19 protein-coding genes are annotated in these 18,152 nt (G+C 62.2%); 12 read left to right on the top strand and 7 right to left on the bottom strand.

Features of this window, described 5'->3' with window-relative positions:
* Nucleotides 1–157 precede the first annotated feature (157 nt).
* The 3 genes from groL to DF196_RS04115 all read right to left on the bottom strand — a co-directional run bounded on the left by groL (nucleotide 158) and on the right by DF196_RS04115 (nucleotide 3,171).
* On the bottom strand, nucleotides 158–1,783 hold the full coding sequence (gene groL, locus DF196_RS04125) for a chaperonin GroEL (RefSeq protein ID WP_109056618.1): 1,626 nt from the start codon (nucleotides 1,781–1,783) through the stop codon (nucleotides 158–160).
* A gap of 245 nt (nucleotides 1,784–2,028) precedes the next feature.
* The gene (locus DF196_RS04120) at nucleotides 2,029–2,265 is read right to left on the bottom strand and encodes a cold-shock protein (RefSeq protein ID WP_094667229.1); all 237 of its coding nucleotides are present in this window, start codon (nucleotides 2,263–2,265) and stop codon (nucleotides 2,029–2,031) included.
* A 216-nt stretch (nucleotides 2,266–2,481) separates the two neighbouring features.
* Nucleotides 2,482–3,171: a LytR C-terminal domain-containing protein gene (locus tag DF196_RS04115; RefSeq protein ID WP_109056617.1), complete on the bottom strand. Its 690-nt coding sequence runs from the start codon at nucleotides 3,169–3,171 to the stop codon at nucleotides 2,482–2,484.
* A gap of 114 nt (nucleotides 3,172–3,285) precedes the next feature.
* Between DF196_RS04115 and DF196_RS04110 the strand changes: the two genes are divergently transcribed.
* The 10 genes from DF196_RS04110 to DF196_RS04065 all read left to right on the top strand — a co-directional run bounded on the left by DF196_RS04110 (nucleotide 3,286) and on the right by DF196_RS04065 (nucleotide 12,503).
* The gene (locus DF196_RS04110; RefSeq protein ID WP_109056616.1) at nucleotides 3,286–3,978 is read left to right on the top strand and encodes a uracil-DNA glycosylase; all 693 of its coding nucleotides are present in this window, start codon (nucleotides 3,286–3,288) and stop codon (nucleotides 3,976–3,978) included.
* 234 nt (nucleotides 3,979–4,212) lie between these two features.
* Entirely contained in the window at nucleotides 4,213–5,298 is a 1,086-nt protein-coding gene (locus DF196_RS04105; RefSeq protein ID WP_170114974.1) for an AAA family ATPase, read from the top strand.
* A 20-nt stretch (nucleotides 5,299–5,318) separates the two neighbouring features.
* Entirely contained in the window at nucleotides 5,319–6,269 is a 951-nt protein-coding gene (locus DF196_RS04100) for a DUF58 domain-containing protein (protein ID WP_170114977.1), read from the top strand.
* Complete coding sequence (locus tag DF196_RS04095; RefSeq protein WP_109056637.1) at nucleotides 6,269–6,817, top strand: hypothetical protein; 549 nt, start codon at nucleotides 6,269–6,271, stop codon at nucleotides 6,815–6,817. The genes DF196_RS04100 and DF196_RS04095 overlap by 1 nt, the downstream gene beginning before the upstream one ends.
* Nucleotides 6,814–7,869, top strand: coding sequence for a vWA domain-containing protein (locus DF196_RS04090; protein ID WP_109056636.1), 1,056 nt, complete (start codon nucleotides 6,814–6,816; stop codon nucleotides 7,867–7,869). Before DF196_RS04095 ends, DF196_RS04090 begins: the two co-directional genes overlap by 4 nt.
* Entirely contained in the window at nucleotides 7,866–8,915 is a 1,050-nt protein-coding gene (locus DF196_RS04085) for a vWA domain-containing protein (RefSeq protein WP_109056614.1), read from the top strand. The genes DF196_RS04090 and DF196_RS04085 overlap by 4 nt, the downstream gene beginning before the upstream one ends.
* Nucleotides 8,912–9,511 (top strand): DUF6466 family protein, encoded by a 600-nt coding sequence (locus tag DF196_RS04080; protein ID WP_170114973.1) that lies wholly within the window; start codon nucleotides 8,912–8,914, stop codon nucleotides 9,509–9,511. Before DF196_RS04085 ends, DF196_RS04080 begins: the two co-directional genes overlap by 4 nt.
* 424 nt (nucleotides 9,512–9,935) lie before the next feature.
* Nucleotides 9,936–10,271, top strand: coding sequence for a hypothetical protein (locus tag DF196_RS04075; RefSeq protein ID WP_109056613.1), 336 nt, complete (start codon nucleotides 9,936–9,938; stop codon nucleotides 10,269–10,271).
* Nucleotides 10,271–11,881, top strand: coding sequence for a PGAP1-like alpha/beta domain-containing protein (locus tag DF196_RS04070; RefSeq protein ID WP_109056612.1), 1,611 nt, complete (start codon nucleotides 10,271–10,273; stop codon nucleotides 11,879–11,881). Before DF196_RS04075 ends, DF196_RS04070 begins: the two co-directional genes overlap by 1 nt.
* Nucleotides 11,882–12,242: 361 nt before the next feature.
* Nucleotides 12,243–12,503, top strand: a complete 261-nt coding sequence (locus DF196_RS04065; protein ID WP_241519578.1) for a hypothetical protein — start codon at nucleotides 12,243–12,245, stop codon at nucleotides 12,501–12,503.
* On the opposite strand, the gene DF196_RS04060 is transcribed toward DF196_RS04065, so the two are convergent.
* The 4 genes from DF196_RS04060 to DF196_RS13665 form a co-directional block, all read right to left on the bottom strand.
* Nucleotides 12,489–13,496: a sensor histidine kinase gene (locus DF196_RS04060; RefSeq protein ID WP_206603775.1), complete on the bottom strand. Its 1,008-nt coding sequence runs from the start codon at nucleotides 13,494–13,496 to the stop codon at nucleotides 12,489–12,491. The two genes, DF196_RS04065 and DF196_RS04060, sit on opposite strands and share 15 nt — an antisense overlap.
* An 11-nt stretch (nucleotides 13,497–13,507) precedes the next feature.
* Complete coding sequence (locus DF196_RS04055; RefSeq protein ID WP_146194698.1) at nucleotides 13,508–14,383, bottom strand: ABC-2 transporter permease; 876 nt, start codon at nucleotides 14,381–14,383, stop codon at nucleotides 13,508–13,510.
* A complete protein-coding gene (locus DF196_RS04050; RefSeq protein ID WP_109056609.1) occupies nucleotides 14,380–15,327 on the bottom strand; it encodes an ATP-binding cassette domain-containing protein in 948 nt (315 codons plus the stop codon). Before DF196_RS04050 ends, DF196_RS04055 begins: the two co-directional genes overlap by 4 nt.
* 287 nt (nucleotides 15,328–15,614) lie before the next feature.
* Nucleotides 15,615–16,343: a response regulator transcription factor gene (locus DF196_RS13665; protein WP_206603774.1), complete on the bottom strand. Its 729-nt coding sequence runs from the start codon at nucleotides 16,341–16,343 to the stop codon at nucleotides 15,615–15,617.
* A gap of 55 nt (nucleotides 16,344–16,398) precedes the next feature.
* Between DF196_RS13665 and DF196_RS13550 the strand changes: the two genes are divergently transcribed.
* Together DF196_RS13550 and purB are read left to right on the top strand one after the other, a co-directional pair.
* Entirely contained in the window at nucleotides 16,399–16,605 is a 207-nt protein-coding gene (locus DF196_RS13550) for a hypothetical protein (RefSeq protein WP_170114968.1), read from the top strand.
* A gap of 74 nt (nucleotides 16,606–16,679) precedes the next feature.
* Nucleotides 16,680–18,116 carry an adenylosuccinate lyase gene (gene purB, locus DF196_RS04035; protein WP_109056608.1) on the top strand — a complete coding sequence of 479 codons (1,437 nt, stop codon included), beginning with the start codon at nucleotides 16,680–16,682 and terminating at the stop codon, nucleotides 18,114–18,116.
* Nucleotides 18,117–18,152 lie beyond the last annotated feature (36 nt).

Here is an 18,152-nt window from a genome sequence, read left to right as displayed (position 1 = left end):
CTCCCCTCCGAGGGGAACTGTCGTCGTAGACGACTGAGGGGAGCCTCGTGGAGGAGCATAGGCCCCACAGCAAAGGAAGCCAGGGACAATACGAAAAGGGACTTCCCGAAGGAAGTCCCTTTTCTTCAGCTAATCGGAACGACTAATCCCTAGCGGATCAGTAGCCCATGTCGGCACCGGCGGCCGGGGCAGCGGCCTTCGGCTCCGGCTTGTTGGCCACCACAGCCTCGGTGGTCAGGAACAGGCCGGCGATGGAAGCGGCGTTCTGCAGAGCGGAACGGGTCACCTTGACCGGGTCGGTCACACCGGCGGCCAGCAGGTCCTCGTAGGTGTCGGTGGCGGCGTTGAAGCCCTCGCCGTCCGGCAGGGAACGAACCTTGTTGATCACCACGTCACCGGAGACACCGGCGTTCTCGGCGATCTGCTTGATCGGGGCCTCGATGGCGCGGAACACGATGGCGGCACCGGTGGCCTCTTCGCCGGTCAGGGAGGTGACAGCCTCATCCTTCTCGGCCTTGGCAGCGGCCTGAACGAGGGCCACGCCACCGCCGGGCAGCAGGCCTTCCTCGATGGCGGCCTTGGCGTTACGCACGGCGTCCTCGATGCGGTGCTTGCGCTCCTTGGCCTCGACCTCGGTGGCAGCGCCGACCTTGATGACGGCCACGCCACCGGCCAGCTTGGCCAGGCGCTCCTGCAGCTTCTCACGATCGTAATCGGAGTCGGTGTTCTCAATCTCGGCGCGGATCTGGGCCACGCGAGCGTCGATGTCCTCCTTGGAGCCGGCACCCTGGACGATGGTGGTCTCGTCCTTGGAGACGATGACCTTCTTGGCGTGGCCGAGCACGTCCACGTCGATGGAGTCGAGCTTGAGGCCCAGCTCGTCGGAGACGACCTGAGCGCCGGTCAGGATGGCCATATCCTGCAGCATGGCCTTGCGGCGGTCGCCGAAGCCCGGGGCCTTGACGGCGCAGGACTTGAAGGTGCCACGGATGTTGTTCAGGATCAGGGTAGGCAGAGCCTCGCCGTCAACGTCCTCGGCGATGATCAGCAGCGGCTTGCCGGTCTTCATGACCAGCTCGGCCACGTGGACGATGTCCTGCTGGGAGGAGACCTTGCCGGAAGTCAGCAGGATGTACGGATCCTCCAGCACGGCGGTCTGGTCGTCGGCGTTGGTCACGAAGTACGGGGCGATGTAGCCCTTGTCGAAGCGCATGCCCTCGGTGAAGTCGAGGTCCAGGCCGAAGCGGTTGTTGTCCTCAACGGTCACGACGCCGTCCTGGCCAACCTTGTCCAGGGCCTCGGCGATCTTCTCGCCGACCTCGGGGTCAGCAGCGGAGATGGTGGCGGTGGCAGCGATCTGATCCTTGGTCTCGACGTCCTTGGCGGCGGCGACGAGCTCCTTGACGATGACGTCGGTGGCCTTCTCGATGCCGCGACGCAGGGCGATCGGGTTGGAACCGGCGACCACGTTCTTCAGGCCCTCGTGAACCAGGGACTGGGCCAGCACGGTTGCGGTGGTGGTGCCATCGCCGGCGACGTCGTCGGTCTTCTTGGCGACTTCCTTGACCAGCTCGGCGCCGATGCGCTCGTACGGATCCTCAAGATCGATTTCCTTGGCGATGGACACACCATCGTTGGTGATGGTCGGGGCGCCGTAGGTCTTGTCCAGCACCACGTTGCGGCCCTTCGGGCCCAGGGTGACCTTGACAGTGTTGGCGAGCTTGTCGAGGCCCTCCAGCATACCCTGACGGGCTTCCTCATCATAAGCAATGATCTTTGCCATGGTTGTGTGTTCCTCCAAATGGCTGCGTACTTACAGTGTCCACTCGTGGATGCCGAGTACCGACCCCCGGCCGTCAGCTGCCGGTTATCACTCTCGACCTCCGAGTGCTAACCCAGACATTAGCACTCACGGGTGCCGAGTGCCAACATCGGCCCCGGCGATTGTGCTCTCGGCATGAAAAACAGAAAAGCCCCGACCGCCTTGCGGCCGAGGCTCTGTGTGCGCATCCTTGCATGCGCCGGGTATCAGGCGCGGTCCTCACCGGAGGACAGCTTCACCACGTCCTTCGCCTGCGTGCCCTTGCCGGACGGGACAGGCGTGTACTCCACGCGATCGCCCTCGTACAGCATCTTGAACTTATTGGTGCTGCCGTCGTCCTTGATCTCCGCGTAATGCACGAAAACGTCCTCGCCGCCGCCGTCCGGCTGGATGAACCCGAACCCTTTCTTGGCAAGGAAGAACTTCACGGTACCTTGTGCCATATCTGATCTTTCCTTTGTTCCCTTTATAGGTGTCGCGACACATACCTATAGGGAACGTAGAAAGAACCGCATCGCGCTCCCCCTACCTCGCGACTAGAGCACGATTGTACAGTGAAGAGGGAACATTCCCAACCAATTCAATACGAAAACGTCCAAAAACATGAGAACGTTCACACCCGATTGGGGCCGTTTTCCTAGGTTTTCCTTGGGTTTACGCTAGTTGAGCAAAACCACGGTGATCGGCACGGCAAGACCCTGCGCCTGCTCCACTGTGGCGATGCCGAGCGTGTTCGCCACATCCTCGGCGGTGGCCTTGTCGGTCTCGTTCTGGTACCACACCACGGTGTAGGTGGGCATGGTGAGCGTCCCGTCGGGATTGGCCGCCGTCACACTCGTGTATCCGGAGGTCTGCAGCACGTCGGACCGCTGTCCGGCGTAACCCTGGATGCCGGTGGCGTTGACCACGAGTACCTGGGTGGCCTTGTTCACCGTGGAGGTCTGCTCGGGCTGCTGTGTGTTCTGGTCGGTGCTGTTCGTGGAGTTGGTGGAATCCGACTGCGTGGAGTCGGAGGACGAATCCTTGGCATCCGAAGAGGACGAATCCTTCTTCGTGGAATTGCTGGAACCGTTCGCGGACGTATTCGAGGAGTCCTTACTATCGGCGCTATTGGCGTCGCTCGCCGTTTCGCTTTGGGAGGTGGACTGCCCCAGAATCACCTTGTATTCGCCGGACACGAACAGCCACGCGCCCACACCGGCGAGCGCGGCGATCAGCATCACGACGAGGAACGGCGCAAGACGTGCCATCAGCGGACGAGAGCCGCGGTGGACGCCCACCGGGCCCTTCGGCGGATTGTCGAAGATATCCCGTTCGTAAGAGTCATAGGTCATCTTGTCGCGTGCCATGGCCGCCCTTCCTGTATGAAAAACTACCCACGAGTCTAACCCGGCAAGCGTCAAATCGCATTATCGTGCCACGCCGGGCTTCAAAGCGGACTCCTTTGGCTACAGTGGTGAGCCATGGTTAAACCTTTACGAGATCTGGTCGAGCCCGGCTGGGCCGAGGCCCTGGCGGATGTGGAACCCACCGTTCACCGCATGGGCGATTTTCTCAGGGCCGAAAATGCCGCCGGGCGTCCCTGGCTGCCGGCGAGCCACAATATCCTGCGCGCCTTCACGATTCCCTTCGATTCAATCAAGGTGCTCATCGTGGGCCAGGACCCCTATCCCACGCCGGGGCACCCGGTGGGCCTGAGCTTCTGCGTGGCGCCCGACGTGCGCCCGCTGCCGAAGAGCCTGATCAATATCTATAAGGAACTGGTCGATGACCTGGGCGTGCCGATGCCTTCCAACGGCGATCTGACGCCGTGGACCGAACGCGGGGTCATGCTGCTCAACAGGTGCCTGACCGTAGGAGTCGGCCGCCCGAACTCGCATCAGGGCAAAGGCTGGGAGGAGGTCACCGAGGCCGCGATCCGCGCGCTCAACGCCCGTACGGACGCCGACGGCAAGCCGAAACCGCTGGTGGCGATTCTCTGGGGGCGTAATGCGCAGAGTCTCGAACCGTTGCTCACCAATGCGTTCATCATCAAGTCCCCGCACCCGAGCCCGCTGTCGGCGTCCCGTGGCTTCTTCGGTTCCAGGCCCTTCTCCCGCGCCAACCAGGCCCTCATCAACATGGGTGCGGAACCGGTGGATTGGACGTTGCCGTAAAGAAAACAGCCCGGCCAAACCGTTAAACGTACAGCCCTGTGGGCTGTACGTAGGTGAGGGGAGCGGCTACGCCGCGACGGAAATCCGTAAGGATTTCGGTTTTTAGGCAACGTGCGAGCCGACAGGCGAGCCAACAAAACGCGGGCGAAGCCCGACCGCAATTGCAGGACCGTTGGGCTTACAACAACTGAAAATCCACAACCGCCGTCAGCGTGAGTCGTTACAGTGGTGGGCATGACTCTGTTCCCCACGCAACCGAACATGCCCCCACAACCGCTGCCCCGGCCCGCCATGCCGCCGGTCGGTCAGCCCATGATCCAGACCCCGGCGCTGAGCGCCGACGATACCAAACGCGCACGCGCACTGGCGGACAGCATCCGCGCGCGTTTCGCCCAGACGCTGGTGGGGCAGGACAATCTGCGTGAGTCCCTTATCGTGACCCTGGTGGCCGGTGGCCACATCCTCATCGAATCGGTGCCGGGCCTGGCCAAGACCACGGCCGCCCAGACGCTGGCCACCTGTGTGTCCGGCTCGTTCAAGCGCGTGCAGTGCACCCCGGACCTCATGCCCTCGGATCTGACCGGTACGCAGGTGTTCGACTTCGCCTCCCAGAAGTTCACCACACAGATCGGCCCGATCCACGCCAACTTCGTGCTGCTGGACGAGATCAACCGTTCCAACGCCAAGACCCAGTCCGCCATGCTGGAGGCCATGGCCGAGGGCGCCACCACGATCGGCGGCCAGCGCATCCAGCTGCCCAAGCCGTTCATGGTGATCGCCACCGAGAACCCCATTGAGGAGGAGGGCACGTTCAACCTGCCCGAGGCCCAGATGGACCGCTTCATGATGAAGGCCATCATGACCTACCCCTCCGCGGAGGAGGAGACGCGCATGCTCGCCATGCTCACCCGCCGCGGCTCCGACATGATCGGCCCGGACACCATCACCGGCGAGCGCATCTCCGTGACGGACGTGGACTTCCTGCGCCGCGCCGCACGCCGTGTGCATGTGTCCGACGCGATCATGCGGTACGCGGTGGATATCGCCGCCACCTCCCGTGGCGCCGGATCCCGCCCCATCAAGGGTCTGTCCTCGCTGGTCCGTCTGGGCGCCTCGCCCCGCGCCACCATCGCCCTGACGCGCATCGGACAGGCGAACGCGCTCCTATCCGGTCGTGATTACGTGGTGCCGGAGGACATCAAGGCCTTCGCCCACGAAGTGCTGCGCCATCGTATCGTGCTCACGTTCGAGGCACTGGCAGATGGCGTGGTCAGCGACCAGATCGTGGACAAGATCGTCGAGACCGTTCCCGTTCCGTGAGCCAGAGCGTGAGTGCCGACGTGACTTCCGTTTCCGTCCGCAAGAAAATCGAGGCCCTGGGCACCCAGCTGAGCCTGCCCACGGTACGCAAGGCGCTGGGTGTGTTGGAGGGCGAGCACACGTCCGGCCGTCGTGGTGGTGCGGGCGATGTGATGGACGTGCGCGCCTACGAGCCGGGCGACGAGTCGCGCCTGATCGATTGGAAAACCAGTGCCAGGCAGGGCCGTCCGATGGTGGTCCAGCGCGAACGTCTGGCCACATCCAAGGTGTGGCTGCTTATGGACGTGGGACGCGAGATGGGCGGCATGTGCGATTCGGGCGAACGCGCCTGGGAGGTGGCGGCCAATGCGTTGCGCATGTTCGCCGCGCTGTCGCTGCGTCGCTCCGATGATATTTCCTTGGTGTTCGGCGATTCGTCGAGCATCACGCGCATCCCGTTCAACGGCGGGTTCGCACAGTTCGAGCGCACGCTGGACAAAGCGCTGGACCGTGCGTGGGAGCATCAGCGCAATATCGACGCGCTGCTTTCGTACGCCCGCCGAATCAAGGACCGTGATGCGCTTATCGTGCTGGCCACGGACGAGCATGCCTTGGCCGAACGGCACATCCCGGAGTTCCGCCGTATCGCCCGCACTCACCCGGTGGTGCTCATCGATGTGGCCACGCTCAATCCGTTCCGTCCGCTCAGGGCCGGTCATCCCTCCCCCACGGATGGTGTGACGAGCCGCCGCGTGCCGGCTTTCCTGCGTTCCGCCAAAGCCGCCGCCGAAGTGGATACGCATCGCGGCTATATGGCGGCCGCATTGGAACAGGAGCTGGGACGCACCGGATCCCACATGATTCGCGCCGGGTCGAGCGAGGCCATGTTCGAGCGGTTCGTGCATCTGGTTTCGGCTGCACTGGCCCGGACCACGCGCAACCAGCTGGGCGTATCCCCCGATCTGATGTTGACGCTGGGGGTGACGCGATGATGATGGAATCATTGGCCGTGGTATTGGCCGTTAGCCCCGGCGATCTGAAGCCGGTCGGAGCGTTGCAGCTGACCGGCCCACTGGCTGCGGTGATCGCGGTCTGTCTCGTCGTTGCGGTGGCGTTGGCGGTTGCGGCGGTGTTGCTGTCCCGTCCGTCCAGGAAGCCTCGCAAGGAGATCTTGCAGCGCGGTGTCCACAGCGGTGCTGGCGGCAAGGCCGTGTGGCGCGATCGTATCGCCGACGTGGTGGCCCGCAACGAGTCCGGCACCTTGAGCCGTGAGGACGCCTTTGCTGAATTGGCGCAGATCGCGCGTGAGTTCGCAGGTGCCGCTTCGGGCCGCGAGCTCACGGCCAGCACCTTGACTGATCTGACCCGTCTCAACCGCACCCCGGCGAACCGCCAGGGATTGGATTCGCTGCGTCAGACCATCAGCGCGCTGTATCCGCCCGAATTCGCCGACGCCTCGCGCAATCGGGCCGCACGTGAGGCGAGCGTCAAGGAAGCGGCCGAATGGGTGTCCAATCTGGTGGAAAGGTGGCGTTCATGACCCTCACCTGGCATTGGCCTTGGGCCGCGTTGGCCGCCGTACTGGTGGCGGCCGCGCTGGTGACGCTCATCGTGGTGTTCTCGCGCCGTCCGCAATCGAGCGAGGCCGTATTCTCCTTGGATGACGATCTCAATACCGAACATGCCTCGCGCCTGTTCCGCCAGTGGCGCGCGCTCGGTCGCCTCGCCGCCGGCCTGCTTGCGTTGGCGCTGCTGCTTGCCGTGGCGCTGGTCGCGCGCCCAAGTCAGGTGGATGCGGGCGCGGAGCGTGCCTCCAGCCGTGACATCGTGCTGTGCCTTGACGTGTCCGGTTCCACGCTTCCCTACGATCGCGAGGTCATCGACACGTACCGTGAACTGGTGGGGCACTTCCAGGGCGAGCGCATCGGCCTGAGCATCTTCAACTCCACCTCGCGCACGGTCTTCCCGCTGACCGACGACTACGATCTGGTCTCCAAGCAGCTCGCGGCGGCCAGCAAGGCCCTGCGCGGCGTGGAATCGCAGGACGACATCGACAAGATGTCCGACTCCGATTACCAGAAGATCGCCGACTGGCTGGACGGCACGCAGAACCGCAAGGATGCCACGTCGCTGATCGGTGATGGCGTGGTGTCCTGCGCCGCCATGCTGCCCGGTTTCGCGTATGGCGAGTCCTCCAGCGCCACCGCTGAGCGCAGGCGCGCGGCCTCGATCGTGTTGGCCACGGACAACGTGGTCTCCGGCAAGCCCACCTACTCGCTCACCGAGGCGCTGGATCTGGCCCGTCAGGCCTCTATCACCGTGGACGGCCTGTATTCCGGCCCGAAATCCAGTGAGAACGACCAAACCACCACGGATATGAAGTCAGCCATCGAATCGCACGGCGGCGTCTTCCTGACCCAGTCGAACGGCAGGAGCGTGAACGAGTTGGTGCGGGACATCGAATCGCGCCGGGACACGGCCAACGAGAACCAGGCGAAAGCCTCGATGGTGGATGCGCCGGGTTTGTGGACGCTTGTGCTCGTGCTGGTGCTGATGGTCTGGATCGCATGCGTCTGGAGGTTGCGCCGATGAACGGATTCACCTTCTCCCCCGCTCTGGGTTGGGTGGCCGGCGGTCTGTTGGCAGGTGTGCTGGCTGTTTTGGCCGTGGCGGAAATCATGCAGTTTGCGCGCAGGCGCAAGGCCGGCGCGAGCGACGAGACCATTGCCGCTTGCGTCCGCCGCACGCTGATGATGCTGGTGGCCGCCGTGATGGTGCTGACGCCTAGTGTGGTGGCACCGACCACCTCCCGTGCCATCAATGCCACCGACGTGATTCTTGCCGTGGACGTGACCGGTTCGATGGCCGTGACCGACGCCCGGTATGGGTCCGGTGAAGCCATCAGCCGTATCGACGCGGCCCGCAAGGCCGTGCATGACGTGACCAAGTCCTATCCGGATGCCAGTTTCGCGGCCATCCGTTTCGGCGCCTCAGGCACATTGGACGTGCCGCTGACGCCGGACGCCCCGGCCATCGACAATTGGGCGGATACGCTGACGTTGGAATCCACGTCCGTCTCCGCCGGCTCCAGTCTGGATGCGCCGATCGATCAGCTGCTGATCACCGCCAAGTCGATTCGCGAGGCCCATCCGGATGACGCGATTGTGCTGTATCTCATCAGTGACGGCGAACAGACCTCGGACAAGACCCGCCGTACGTTCTCCTCGTTACGACGCTATCTTGACGACGGGTTCACCATAGGTGTGGGCTCGACCGAAGGCGGCAAGATTCCGGCCATTGCGGACGGCGTGAACACCGGCGGCTCGGCAACCGGTTCCGATACGGCCGACCAGTGGATCCTCGACCCGGACACCGGTGAGCCCGGCGTCTCGAAAATGGACGAGAAGAATCTGAAGGATATCGCCGATGAAATCAGCGGCACATATGTGAAGCTCGGTGATTCGCAGACGCTGGCGGATGCGGTGTCAAGCAAGGTCTCCGACCAGTGGCGGGTCACATCCACGGTCAAGGAGCGTACGCGCACCACACCTGTGGTCTGGCCTCTGGCCATCGTGCTGGCACTGCTGCTGGCATGGGAACTCGGTGCCTGGATCGTGACTTCAAGGAGACTGCTATGAGCAAGAACGCCGAAACGACTCAGGTACGTTCTTCGGCACGACCGGTGCGGTCGGCGCGTGGACCGTTGGCCGTGCGCATCGTGCTGGCCGTGGTTGCCGTGGCGCTGCTCGTGACGGCGGGACTGGCCGGTGTGAACCTGGTGGCCGCCAACCGGTTCAATCAGGCGACCGCATCGCTGACCGCCAATATCAAGGCCGCGCAGGATGAGAAGACCGATGCGGACACGCTGCATGCCCAGCAACAGCAGACCGACGCGCAGTTCGCGGAGGCAGGCCGCATGCGTGCGGTGCTGCTGCCCGAGATCCGCGACGCCATCGACGCCAACGCCTCCATCTCCGCCGAGCTGACCAAGATCACGCTGGAGCGCGTGCAGGAACAGCAGGGCGGGACCAGCGCGCAGAGCCAGTCCTCGAAGCAGAATTCCTCGTCCTCATCCAATGCCAAGAAGCAAGGTTCGTTGACCGAGGAGCAGCGCAAGAAGGTCGAGGAGCTGATGAAGGCCAACCAGCAGTCGGCCGATGGCGACTCCACCACCACGAACAAGACGGAGCAGAAGACCCAGAACAAAGGCACCGGCGTCACCAAGCCGTGGTGATGGTCTTGGCGATGGCCTTATCGTGGCGGTGGTGGTGTCCTATAGGCTCTGTTAAACCAAGATTGACATGAATTCCCTTGGACTACCCCTCAGTCGGCTTCGCCGCCAGCTCGTCCTGCAATTGAGGACGAACTTCGTTCGCGTTCTGTTGGCTCGACTGTCGTCTCGCACATTGCCTGCAAACAGCTCCGCTGTTTGCTTCACGGCAATGTCCCGACAAGGGGAGCCAAGAATAAGGGGCATGTCAATCTTGGCTTAACAGAGCCTTCCTATAACTGGCACTGGCACCGCCACGTTGCGTCTGCCGCCGTTTTCACCGCTGTCCACAGCATTTGTGCATAACTTCCTCAGAAAACGGCAAGCTGGAACCACATGTCCCGGTTCGGCTGGACAGTCTTGTACGCCTTCCGTTTAGCTGGAAGGCATGAACAGTTACGATAATCCTTTCCTCAATAGCCAGCCCATCTTCATTCAGGATCAACCGCTGCCGGCCTTGGACGGTAGCACTGCCTCTCCGGCGTTTTCCGCCTGCCGCTGTCTTGTGCTCATGCAGACCGACCGGGATCTCATCTCCAGACAACGTGCGGTCACTGTCGCTTCCAATGACAATGCGGCAACGGCCATCGCCCGCTCCAAGGACATCGAATGGACCGGCAATGCCGCCGAATGGTTCCGTTCCACGCTTGATCGCACCGCATACGCCATCAAAATGCTGACCGACGATGTGGAAACCACCCAACGACTGGCGATGGAGGCGTGATGGGCAACGATAACGAATACTACTGGCAGGTCGAATCCAAGGTGTACGGCGGCAAGGGTTATTCGACCGCGACCCGTGAGGAATACACGGCCGTGGCCAAGGCTCTGGACGAAGCGGCTGGTGAATTCGAAAAACTCGCCACCGTCTGGAACGCCACCAGGGAGCAGCTCGATAACCGGCATGCCTTCATATCGGCGTGCAACACGCATAACTCTTCCATGCTGCCTTACACCGTGCTGAAAGTGCGCTGTCAGAACCATGCGGACACGTGCCGGCAGATCAGCGACGATCTTGCCCGTACCTCCCAGTTACTGTTGAAGGTGTTGGGTGTGTATTCGGAAACCGAACTTTCGGTGAAACGGCTGTTCAATGAGGCGGTACAGTTCGGAACCACGGCCAACTGGCTCGGAATGACAATGGGGATGGGGACTTTGGCTCTGGGCGGTCTCCTATTCGGTTTGGTCAAGGAAGGCAAACTGAATCCCTCGTGGATGTCTACCGCCACGTCACCATTCCAGGAGGGGTATATGAGCGGCACCGGCGCCATACTCAGCAAGCTCTCGCCTCTTACGGGATTCTCCACCACCGATGAGGTCAACCAAGGCGCGGGCATCCTCTCCCTGCTCAGCGCTCCGCTGAAGAACGCGGCCCAAGGCAATTATCTCAATGTCCGCGAGGTCACGACCGAAGCGGATGTGGTCAGGTCAAGCCAGACGGTGACCGGCGCGTTTGACGGCCTGTACCGGCTGGCCAACGAGCGGCTTGGAAAGGTCGATTTGAAGAGCGGACTGGGATATGCCACCATCGCCGTCCAGCGCTACGAGAAGGAGGACGGCAAATCGGCCTGGCTCGTTACGGTTCCCGGAACCGATGGACAGTCCGATTCTCCGTTCGATTGGGAGCAGAACGCAGAACTCATGAGCTCGGACCCCGAACAGCGCAGGCAAGCCGATAGCGTCCGTCTGGTCATCGAGGCGATGCGACAGGCCGGCATCGGCGAGGACGACGAAGTAGCGATCGTGGGGCATTCGCAAGGCGGCATCGTGGCCGCATCCATCGCCTCGGATTGGCAGGACGAGTTCAACGTCAAACATATTGTGACCGCGGGCTCCCCTATCGCCAATCATCCCATACCGGAGAGCACATGGGTCACCAGTGTGGAGATTCAGGATGAACTCGTGGCGGCACTGGATGGGGCCTCAAACCCAGCTACCCCAAATTGGCTGACCGTTAGCGGTTCGGTGTCGCAGGCGCCTCAAGGGACCGAAAGCATCATCAATTCGGATGGCTCCTGCAATCCCGGGTCCACGCCCATCAACGGCGTCACTCCGTATGATGCGACGCCGGTGGCGGGAGGTGCCACCTCGGGCAAGGAAATCAGCCATTGGCTGCAATACCATCAGGCCACCTATCAGGACGCGCTGAACCAGGGCAATCCGGCGGTGCAGCGGCACGAAGCCCATTTCCAGAACGTCATCAAAGGCGAGCTCAAGGAAACCCGCTACTTCGAAGGCCGCATGTCCAAGGAGCCGCTGGAGCCCACCATTTCACTGGAATCCGGTACCGAGCCGACCAAGGACAACAAAATCATCCTGAAATACGAAGAATAATGTCAATATCACTCTTGACGGAGTTGTCAAGGAAGCACTAGAAACTATAATGACCTCTAGAAAAGCACTCATCAAATTGCTACGGAACGCTGCGAAACAGCGAGCGGTTCTCTCGCGTTCGGCAAGGTGGGAATCATGAAATATTCCAATTGGATGATTTGATGATTCCCATTCCACGGCACAGCGAAATCGACAATGTCCTCGCAAAGATTATTTGCGAGGAGGCCGCAATCAAACTCGGAAAGGATTGGTACCGGTGAAGACGTATGACGTTATTGTTCGGCCCGGTGAGAAGTACTGGGTTCTCGAGGTGCCGGGCGTGGGATTCACGCAAGCGCGTACCACCCGGGAAATAGAAGGCATGGCTCGCGATCTCATCGTGCTGATGACGCAAAGCTCCGACTTCGGCATCGCGGTCAGGACGCAACTTCCCGATTCGGTTCGGCAGCATCTTGATAAGGCCCGTCAGTTGCGTGAGCAGGAGGCCGATTGCCGTGCCAAAGCCGCCCGGGAGGCCCGTACCGCCGCGCAGGAGCTGCATGGCATGGGCCTGGCCCTGCAGCAGATCGGCGATCTCCTCGGTGTCTCCCGCCAGCGCGCCCATCAGCTACTCAACACGTGAGTTGACCCTTGGCTCAGGTGCAAGGGTGATGGAGAGAAGGGCGCCTTCACCGTCGGCATTTTCCCTCGTTTCCACTGCAGCGGACAAATGGAGGTGCATGGCATGGGCCAGAGACTGAGAGACGGCCAGCCCTAGGCCCGCCCCCTTGGAGCCACGTGCGTCATCCGCCTGATAGAAACGGTCGAACAGTTTGGCTGGGTCGATGTCGGAAGCCGCTTGTGCGGCGATGGGATTGGAGAACGTAATCGCATCGCCGCGCTGTGTGATGGTTGGCGCGCCGGCGCCATGTCGCAGCGCATTGGTGACGAGGTTGTCGATGATACGGCGCAACGCGGCGGGGTCGGCTTCCAACATAAACCGATCGTTCTCGAAATCGAGTGTGGGCTCCCAGCCACGTTCCTCGAATTCGGGATAATGGTCCACAAGCACCTCGGCAATCAACGGCTGAAAAGCAACAGGCTCGATATCGAGTGTCTGGTCAGGATCATTGGCTCGGGCATAGGTGAACAACTGGTCGAGCAGCCCACGCATGTCGTCCAATCGCCGCAAAGCCACGCTGAGATGCCGTTCCCGATTGACTGCCGTTGAATCCGGCATTGCGGCTTCGGTATTCTTCATTACGTCTTCTCGGCCGGAATGCTGCAGAGCCGAGCCGCCCTGAGTGTCATCCCCATGCAATGCCAGTTGGATATGGCCTTGCGCGCCCATGAGCGGCGTACGCACGTCGTGTGCCAGCGACGAGAGGTCACGCTGGAATTCCTGTGCTTTGGCTATCGAGGTGATTCGTTCGGCCTGGATCGCATCCAGTTGCGCGTTGATCGCCCGGACCAGTTCACGGCTCGCCTCGCCCGGCAGCTCCACGCCCAGCCGGGTATTGCTTTCCGTTGGCCGTTCATGCAGGAACCGGGCCATCCGCCGCATCTCACGCCCATACGCCACCGGGCCGATCGCGATTCCCGCAATCAGCCCGATCAGCAGTGTCACAATCCACATGTCACTGATTGTCAGCACACGTCGCGACGGCGGTTGACGAGGAGAGCCACGCCAACGGACAGAATAATCCAGCCGGCGAAGCAGATCAGGGCATGCGCCCAAACCGGCATGCCGAGCGAGGTGCCGCCAACCGTCGTGGCGAGCAGACCGGCGCTGTCGGTGTACAGTTTCGCGGTGTTCGAAGGTAGCCATTGCGCCAGCTGAGCCGCCCATGGCAGGTACACGGCAATCACCGACAAGATGATGTTCATCAGCGATCCCATGATGCCCGCCCCGACCAGCACCGCGGCGGCGATGCCGAACGCCTTGCTACGGGCGATCATCGTCAGAGCGACGACGATCAGTACGAAAGCAACCATGCCAAGTGTTTTCAGCCCGCAGAAGCCCAGATAGGCACCGATGCTTTCCGTGTGGCGGAACCGAATCCCCAACACGAGGCATGTAAGCTCCAGCGAGGCGATCGCCACGACCACGTTCCATACGGTCAATAACGTTGGCATCAGCAGCCGGCTGGCGACGTAGGTCATTCGGCTGTGGCGTCCGGCAATCAGGTTCTTGACGAAGCCGGCATCCCAATCGTCCATCACAGTCAGTACGGCCAGTACGGCGATGAACATGGACAATATGGAGCTGCCACCCAGTCCCGAGCTGGACAGTATCGCGGTATGCGACTCCATCGTACGGGCGGAGGCCATCAGACCGGCGGTGACATTGGCCGTGACGGAAACGCCATCCGTATCTGTCTGGGAGGCCCCGCTGACGGTGCCGAGCAACATCAGCGTGACAAGCAGGCCGGCCGTCAGCAGAACGGACAACACCGTAACCACCCAGAATTTGCGGCCGTGAACAAGGCGATACAGGTCGGAACGCAGCAGGTTGAACATCATCGGCTCCCTTCCGTGCGGGCGTCTTCCATGAGTGTGACGAAATAGTCTTCCATGTCTCGCGATTTCGCGGACAATTCAAGGATGGTCTGGTTCGTTTCGTTGAGGATTCGGGAGACCATGGCCGTATCGAAACCACCCGAGAGGGTGATGGAGCCGTCGGGCTCGGCGGCAAACCGTACCGGATTGGCGGGGTTCGCGGGCAGACGATCCTCAAGGACCGCGAGCGCGGTCGCTGTGTCGGCGGTACGTACGGTGAGGCTGTCACCGCATTCCGCTTGCACCTGTTCGGCGGTCATCTCGCGCACCATATGGCCATTCGCGATGACGCCGTAATGGGTGCACATGCGTTCCAGCTGGTCGAGCACGTGCGAGCTGACGACGATGGTGATGCCACGCTGCTGGTTGAGCCGCACCAGATAGTTGCGCATGGTGCGCGCGCCTTCCGGGTCGAGGCCGTTGAGCGGTTCGTCAAGCAGCAAGAGATCCGGCCCGCCGATAAGGGCAAGCGCCAGTCCAAGCCGCTGCTTCATACCGAGCGAGAATCCCCCGGTCTTCTTGCGACCGGTGTCACCGAGACCGACCTGATCGAGCAAGTCGCGGCAGACGGGCTTCGGGTCGGCCACACCAAGTGCGAGCGCCTGCGCCATCATCGTGTCGAACGCGCTCATATGCGGCAGTAGGCCGGGATTTTCAATCAGCGCGCCGACGCGCTGCACGCCTCCGAGCACAGGGGCGGTTCCGGCGGTCACATTGCCGAACAGGGTGATCTCACCGCTGTTCGGTGTCGCGAGTCCCGCAATCATCTTCATGACGGTCGACTTGCCGGCGCCGTTCTTGCCGACGAATCCGTAGATCGACCCCTGCGGCACGGTCATGTCAAACCCGTCAACCGCTCGTTTGCCGGCGTATCGCTTGGCAAGCGAGCGTATGCGAATCGTATCCATCGTGCGCTCCTTTCACTTCCATCGTGCGTTGATGGGGTCTACCGTACGGAATGGTTCTTGCGCAACGCTCGCGCAGTGCTCGCATAAGTCTCACGAAAGTCTTGCGAAAGTGTGACGGTCAGTGGCACATCGGCCGGCGGTCCGGAAACCCTCACTATGTTTGCGTGATGACGAACCATGCGCAAACATAGTGATGATTAGACCGCATAAACCGTCACTATGTTTGCGGCTGCCCGCCGATTACGCAAACATAGTGAGGGTTTTGCGTACATCATGCGCCGCCTTGCTTACACGTCGAGTTTGAAACCGAGTCCCCAGACGGTTTTGATGTAGGTTTCGGTACCGGAGGGCTTCAATTTGGCGCGGATCTTGCTCACGTGCGCAGTAACGGTGTTGTCGTCCACCATGTACGGCTCGTTCCAGCACAACTCGTATACCTGCTGTTTGGTGAAGACCGTGTTGGGATGGTCCATGAGCAGTTCGATGATGCTGAATTCCGTGTTGGTGAGGGGTATTGGCTCACCGTCGATGGCGAAAACGTGGGCGGCCGGGTCGAGGGTCCATCGGCCGGCGGTGAGGAGGGACGGCTGATTGTTAACTGCGGTTGCGGGGGTGGTCTCTCCCCCAGTCGGCTGCGCCGACAGCCCCCTCGTCAGAGGGGGCCGAGGAATGCCGGCACCGGATTGCGCCATACCGACGCCGGCATGTCCGTGCCCGTAGCCGCGGCCACGCAGCTGCGCTTGGACACGGACCACTAGTTCGTCCAAGTCGAATGGCTTGACGAGGTAGTCGTCAGCTCCAAGTTTCAGGAGCGCCACGCGATCGGCCACGGTGTCCCGCGCGGAAATCACGATGATCGGCACGCCGGCGCCGCGTTCGCGCAGCTCGGCGACCAGTCGTTCCCCGCTGAGGCCGGGCAGCATGAGGTCAGTGACGATGCAATCGTATGCACAACGTCCGTCGCCGCCCATGATTCCCCTCGCACCGGCGGAATCGACCGGCCGCGCGTCAGTCACCGTCGTCTTCCCATCCGCTATGCCGCCCCGCGCACCCGCAGAGTCAACCGGTTGTATGTCAGTCACTGTCATCTTCCCGTCCGCCACGCTGCCCTGCGCAGCCGCGGAATCGACACCACGATCCAGCAACAACCGCGCCTCCGAACCGGAATACGCAGCCGTACAGAGGAACCCGGCCTTCATCAGCCGCGTACAGACCACCTCGTTGATGTCCGCATCATCCTCGATCACCAGTATTCGCGCATTGCCCATAGTCCCCTAAGCGTACAACCACCGGTTCTTGGCGTTTGACGGCGCGACACCACCGGTTCACGGCTGGAAGTACCCTAGGAGATTATGAAGCTTACCGATATTTCCCCCGCAATCGCACTGACCCCGCTTGACGGCCGTTACCACAACGCCACCGCCCCGCTCGTGGAATACCTGAGCGAGCCCGCCCTGAACCGCGAGCGCATGCGCGTCGAAGTCGAGTGGATGATCCTCTTGGCCAACGGCTTCGAGGGCAACGGCAACCAGCCCGTCGTGGACGGCGTCAAACCGTTCACCGAGGAGGAGAAGGCCTTCCTGCGTGCCATCCCCGAGGATTTCGGCGCCGAGGGCATCGCCGCGCACGCCGCACATGAGGCCGTGACCCATCACGACGTGAAGGCCGTGGAGTACTACATCGACGACCAGATCGACAAGGCCCCGGCCGAGCTCACGAACATCAACGACGCCCTGAAGACCCTGGTGCACTTCGCCTGCACCTCCGAGGACATCAACAACCTCTCCATCGCCCGTTGCGTGAAGAACGCCATGGAGAACGTCTGGACCCCGGCGTTCAAGGAGATCATCGACCACCTTGCTGAAAAGGCCGAAGAATACAAGGACAAGGCGCTGCTCTCCCTCACCCACGGCCAGCCGGCCACGCCGACCACGCTCGGCAAGGAGCTCGCCGTCTACGTCTACCGTCTGAACCGTCAGCTCAAGCACATCGAGAACCAGGAGTACCTGGGCAAGATCAACGGCGCGACCGGCACGTTCGGCGCCCACCTGGCCGCCTGTCCGGACGTCGACTGGATCGCCGTCTCCCGCGAGTTCGTCACCAACCGCATGGGCCTGACCTGGAACCCGCTGACCACGCAGATCGAATCCCACGACTGGCAGGCCGAGCTGTACTCGACCGTCTCCCACGCCAACCGCATCATGCACAACCTGTGCGTGGACGTGTGGATGTACATCTCCCGCGGCGTGTTCGCCCAGGTGCCGGTCAAGGGCGCCACCGGCTCCTCCACCATGCCGCACAAGGTGAACCCGATCCGTTTCGAGAACGCCGAGGCCAACTTCGAAATCTCCTGCTCGCTGCTGGACACCCTTTCCGCCACGCTGGTGGAGTCCCGTTGGCAGCGCGATCTGACCGATTCGACCACGCAGCGCAACATCGGCTCCGCGCTCGGCTACTCCCAGCTGGCCCTGTACAACCTGATGGGCGGTCTCAAGTCCATCCACCCGAACGACCACGTAATCTCCTGCGAGCTGGACGAGAACTGGGAGGTGCTCGGCGAGCCCATCCAGACCGCCATGCGCGCCTGCGAGCTCAGGGGCCTGCCGGGCATGGACAAGCCGTACGAGAAGGTCAAGGAGCTTATGCGCGGCCACGAGATCAACAAGGAACAGGTCGAGGCGTTCATCGACCAGCAGTCCTTCGATCCGGAAACCGCGGCTCGCCTCAAGGCCCTGACCCCGGCCACGTACACCGGCGTGGCCTCGAAGCTCGTCGCCTTCGACCGCTGACGATAGCGTAGCCTTCAGGCGCGAGTCCGTGCGGTG

Origin of the sequence: Bifidobacterium callitrichidarum (assembly GCF_003129905.1) — a bacterium.
Classification (GTDB): Bacteria; Actinomycetota; Actinomycetes; order Actinomycetales; family Bifidobacteriaceae; genus Bifidobacterium; species Bifidobacterium callitrichidarum.
Note: the sequence above shows the minus strand (reverse complement) of the source record. Positions and strands in the feature narration are given on the sequence as shown.

Bases quoted from the DNA above. Each gene is read 5' to 3' on its own strand.
- groL (WP_109056618.1), bottom strand. From the start codon at position 1,783: ATGGCAAAGATCATTGCTTATGATGAGGAAGCCCGTCAGGGTATGCTG.
- DF196_RS04120 (WP_094667229.1), bottom strand. From the start codon at position 2,265: ATGGCACAAGGTACCGTGAAGTTCTTCCTTGCCAAGAAAGGGTTCGGG.
- DF196_RS04115 (WP_109056617.1), bottom strand. From the start codon at position 3,171: ATGGCACGCGACAAGATGACCTATGACTCTTACGAACGGGATATCTTC.
- DF196_RS04110 (WP_109056616.1), top strand. From the start codon at position 3,286: ATGGTTAAACCTTTACGAGATCTGGTCGAGCCCGGCTGGGCCGAGGCC.
- DF196_RS04105 (WP_170114974.1), top strand. From the start codon at position 4,213: ATGACTCTGTTCCCCACGCAACCGAACATGCCCCCACAACCGCTGCCC.
- DF196_RS04095 (WP_109056637.1), top strand. From the start codon at position 6,269: ATGATGGAATCATTGGCCGTGGTATTGGCCGTTAGCCCCGGCGATCTG.
- DF196_RS04090 (WP_109056636.1), top strand. From the start codon at position 6,814: ATGACCCTCACCTGGCATTGGCCTTGGGCCGCGTTGGCCGCCGTACTG.
- DF196_RS04085 (WP_109056614.1), top strand. From the start codon at position 7,866: ATGAACGGATTCACCTTCTCCCCCGCTCTGGGTTGGGTGGCCGGCGGT.
- DF196_RS04080 (WP_170114973.1), top strand. From the start codon at position 8,912: ATGAGCAAGAACGCCGAAACGACTCAGGTACGTTCTTCGGCACGACCG.
- DF196_RS04075 (WP_109056613.1), top strand. From the start codon at position 9,936: ATGAACAGTTACGATAATCCTTTCCTCAATAGCCAGCCCATCTTCATT.
- DF196_RS04070 (WP_109056612.1), top strand. From the start codon at position 10,271: ATGGGCAACGATAACGAATACTACTGGCAGGTCGAATCCAAGGTGTAC.
- DF196_RS04065 (WP_241519578.1), top strand. From the start codon at position 12,243: ATGGCTCGCGATCTCATCGTGCTGATGACGCAAAGCTCCGACTTCGGC.
- DF196_RS04060 (WP_206603775.1), bottom strand. From the start codon at position 13,496: ATGTGGATTGTGACACTGCTGATCGGGCTGATTGCGGGAATCGCGATC.
- DF196_RS04055 (WP_146194698.1), bottom strand. From the start codon at position 14,383: ATGATGTTCAACCTGCTGCGTTCCGACCTGTATCGCCTTGTTCACGGC.
- DF196_RS04050 (WP_109056609.1), bottom strand. From the start codon at position 15,327: ATGGATACGATTCGCATACGCTCGCTTGCCAAGCGATACGCCGGCAAA.
- DF196_RS13550 (WP_170114968.1), top strand. From the start codon at position 16,399: ATGTCAGTCACTGTCATCTTCCCGTCCGCCACGCTGCCCTGCGCAGCC.
- purB (WP_109056608.1), top strand. From the start codon at position 16,680: ATGAAGCTTACCGATATTTCCCCCGCAATCGCACTGACCCCGCTTGAC.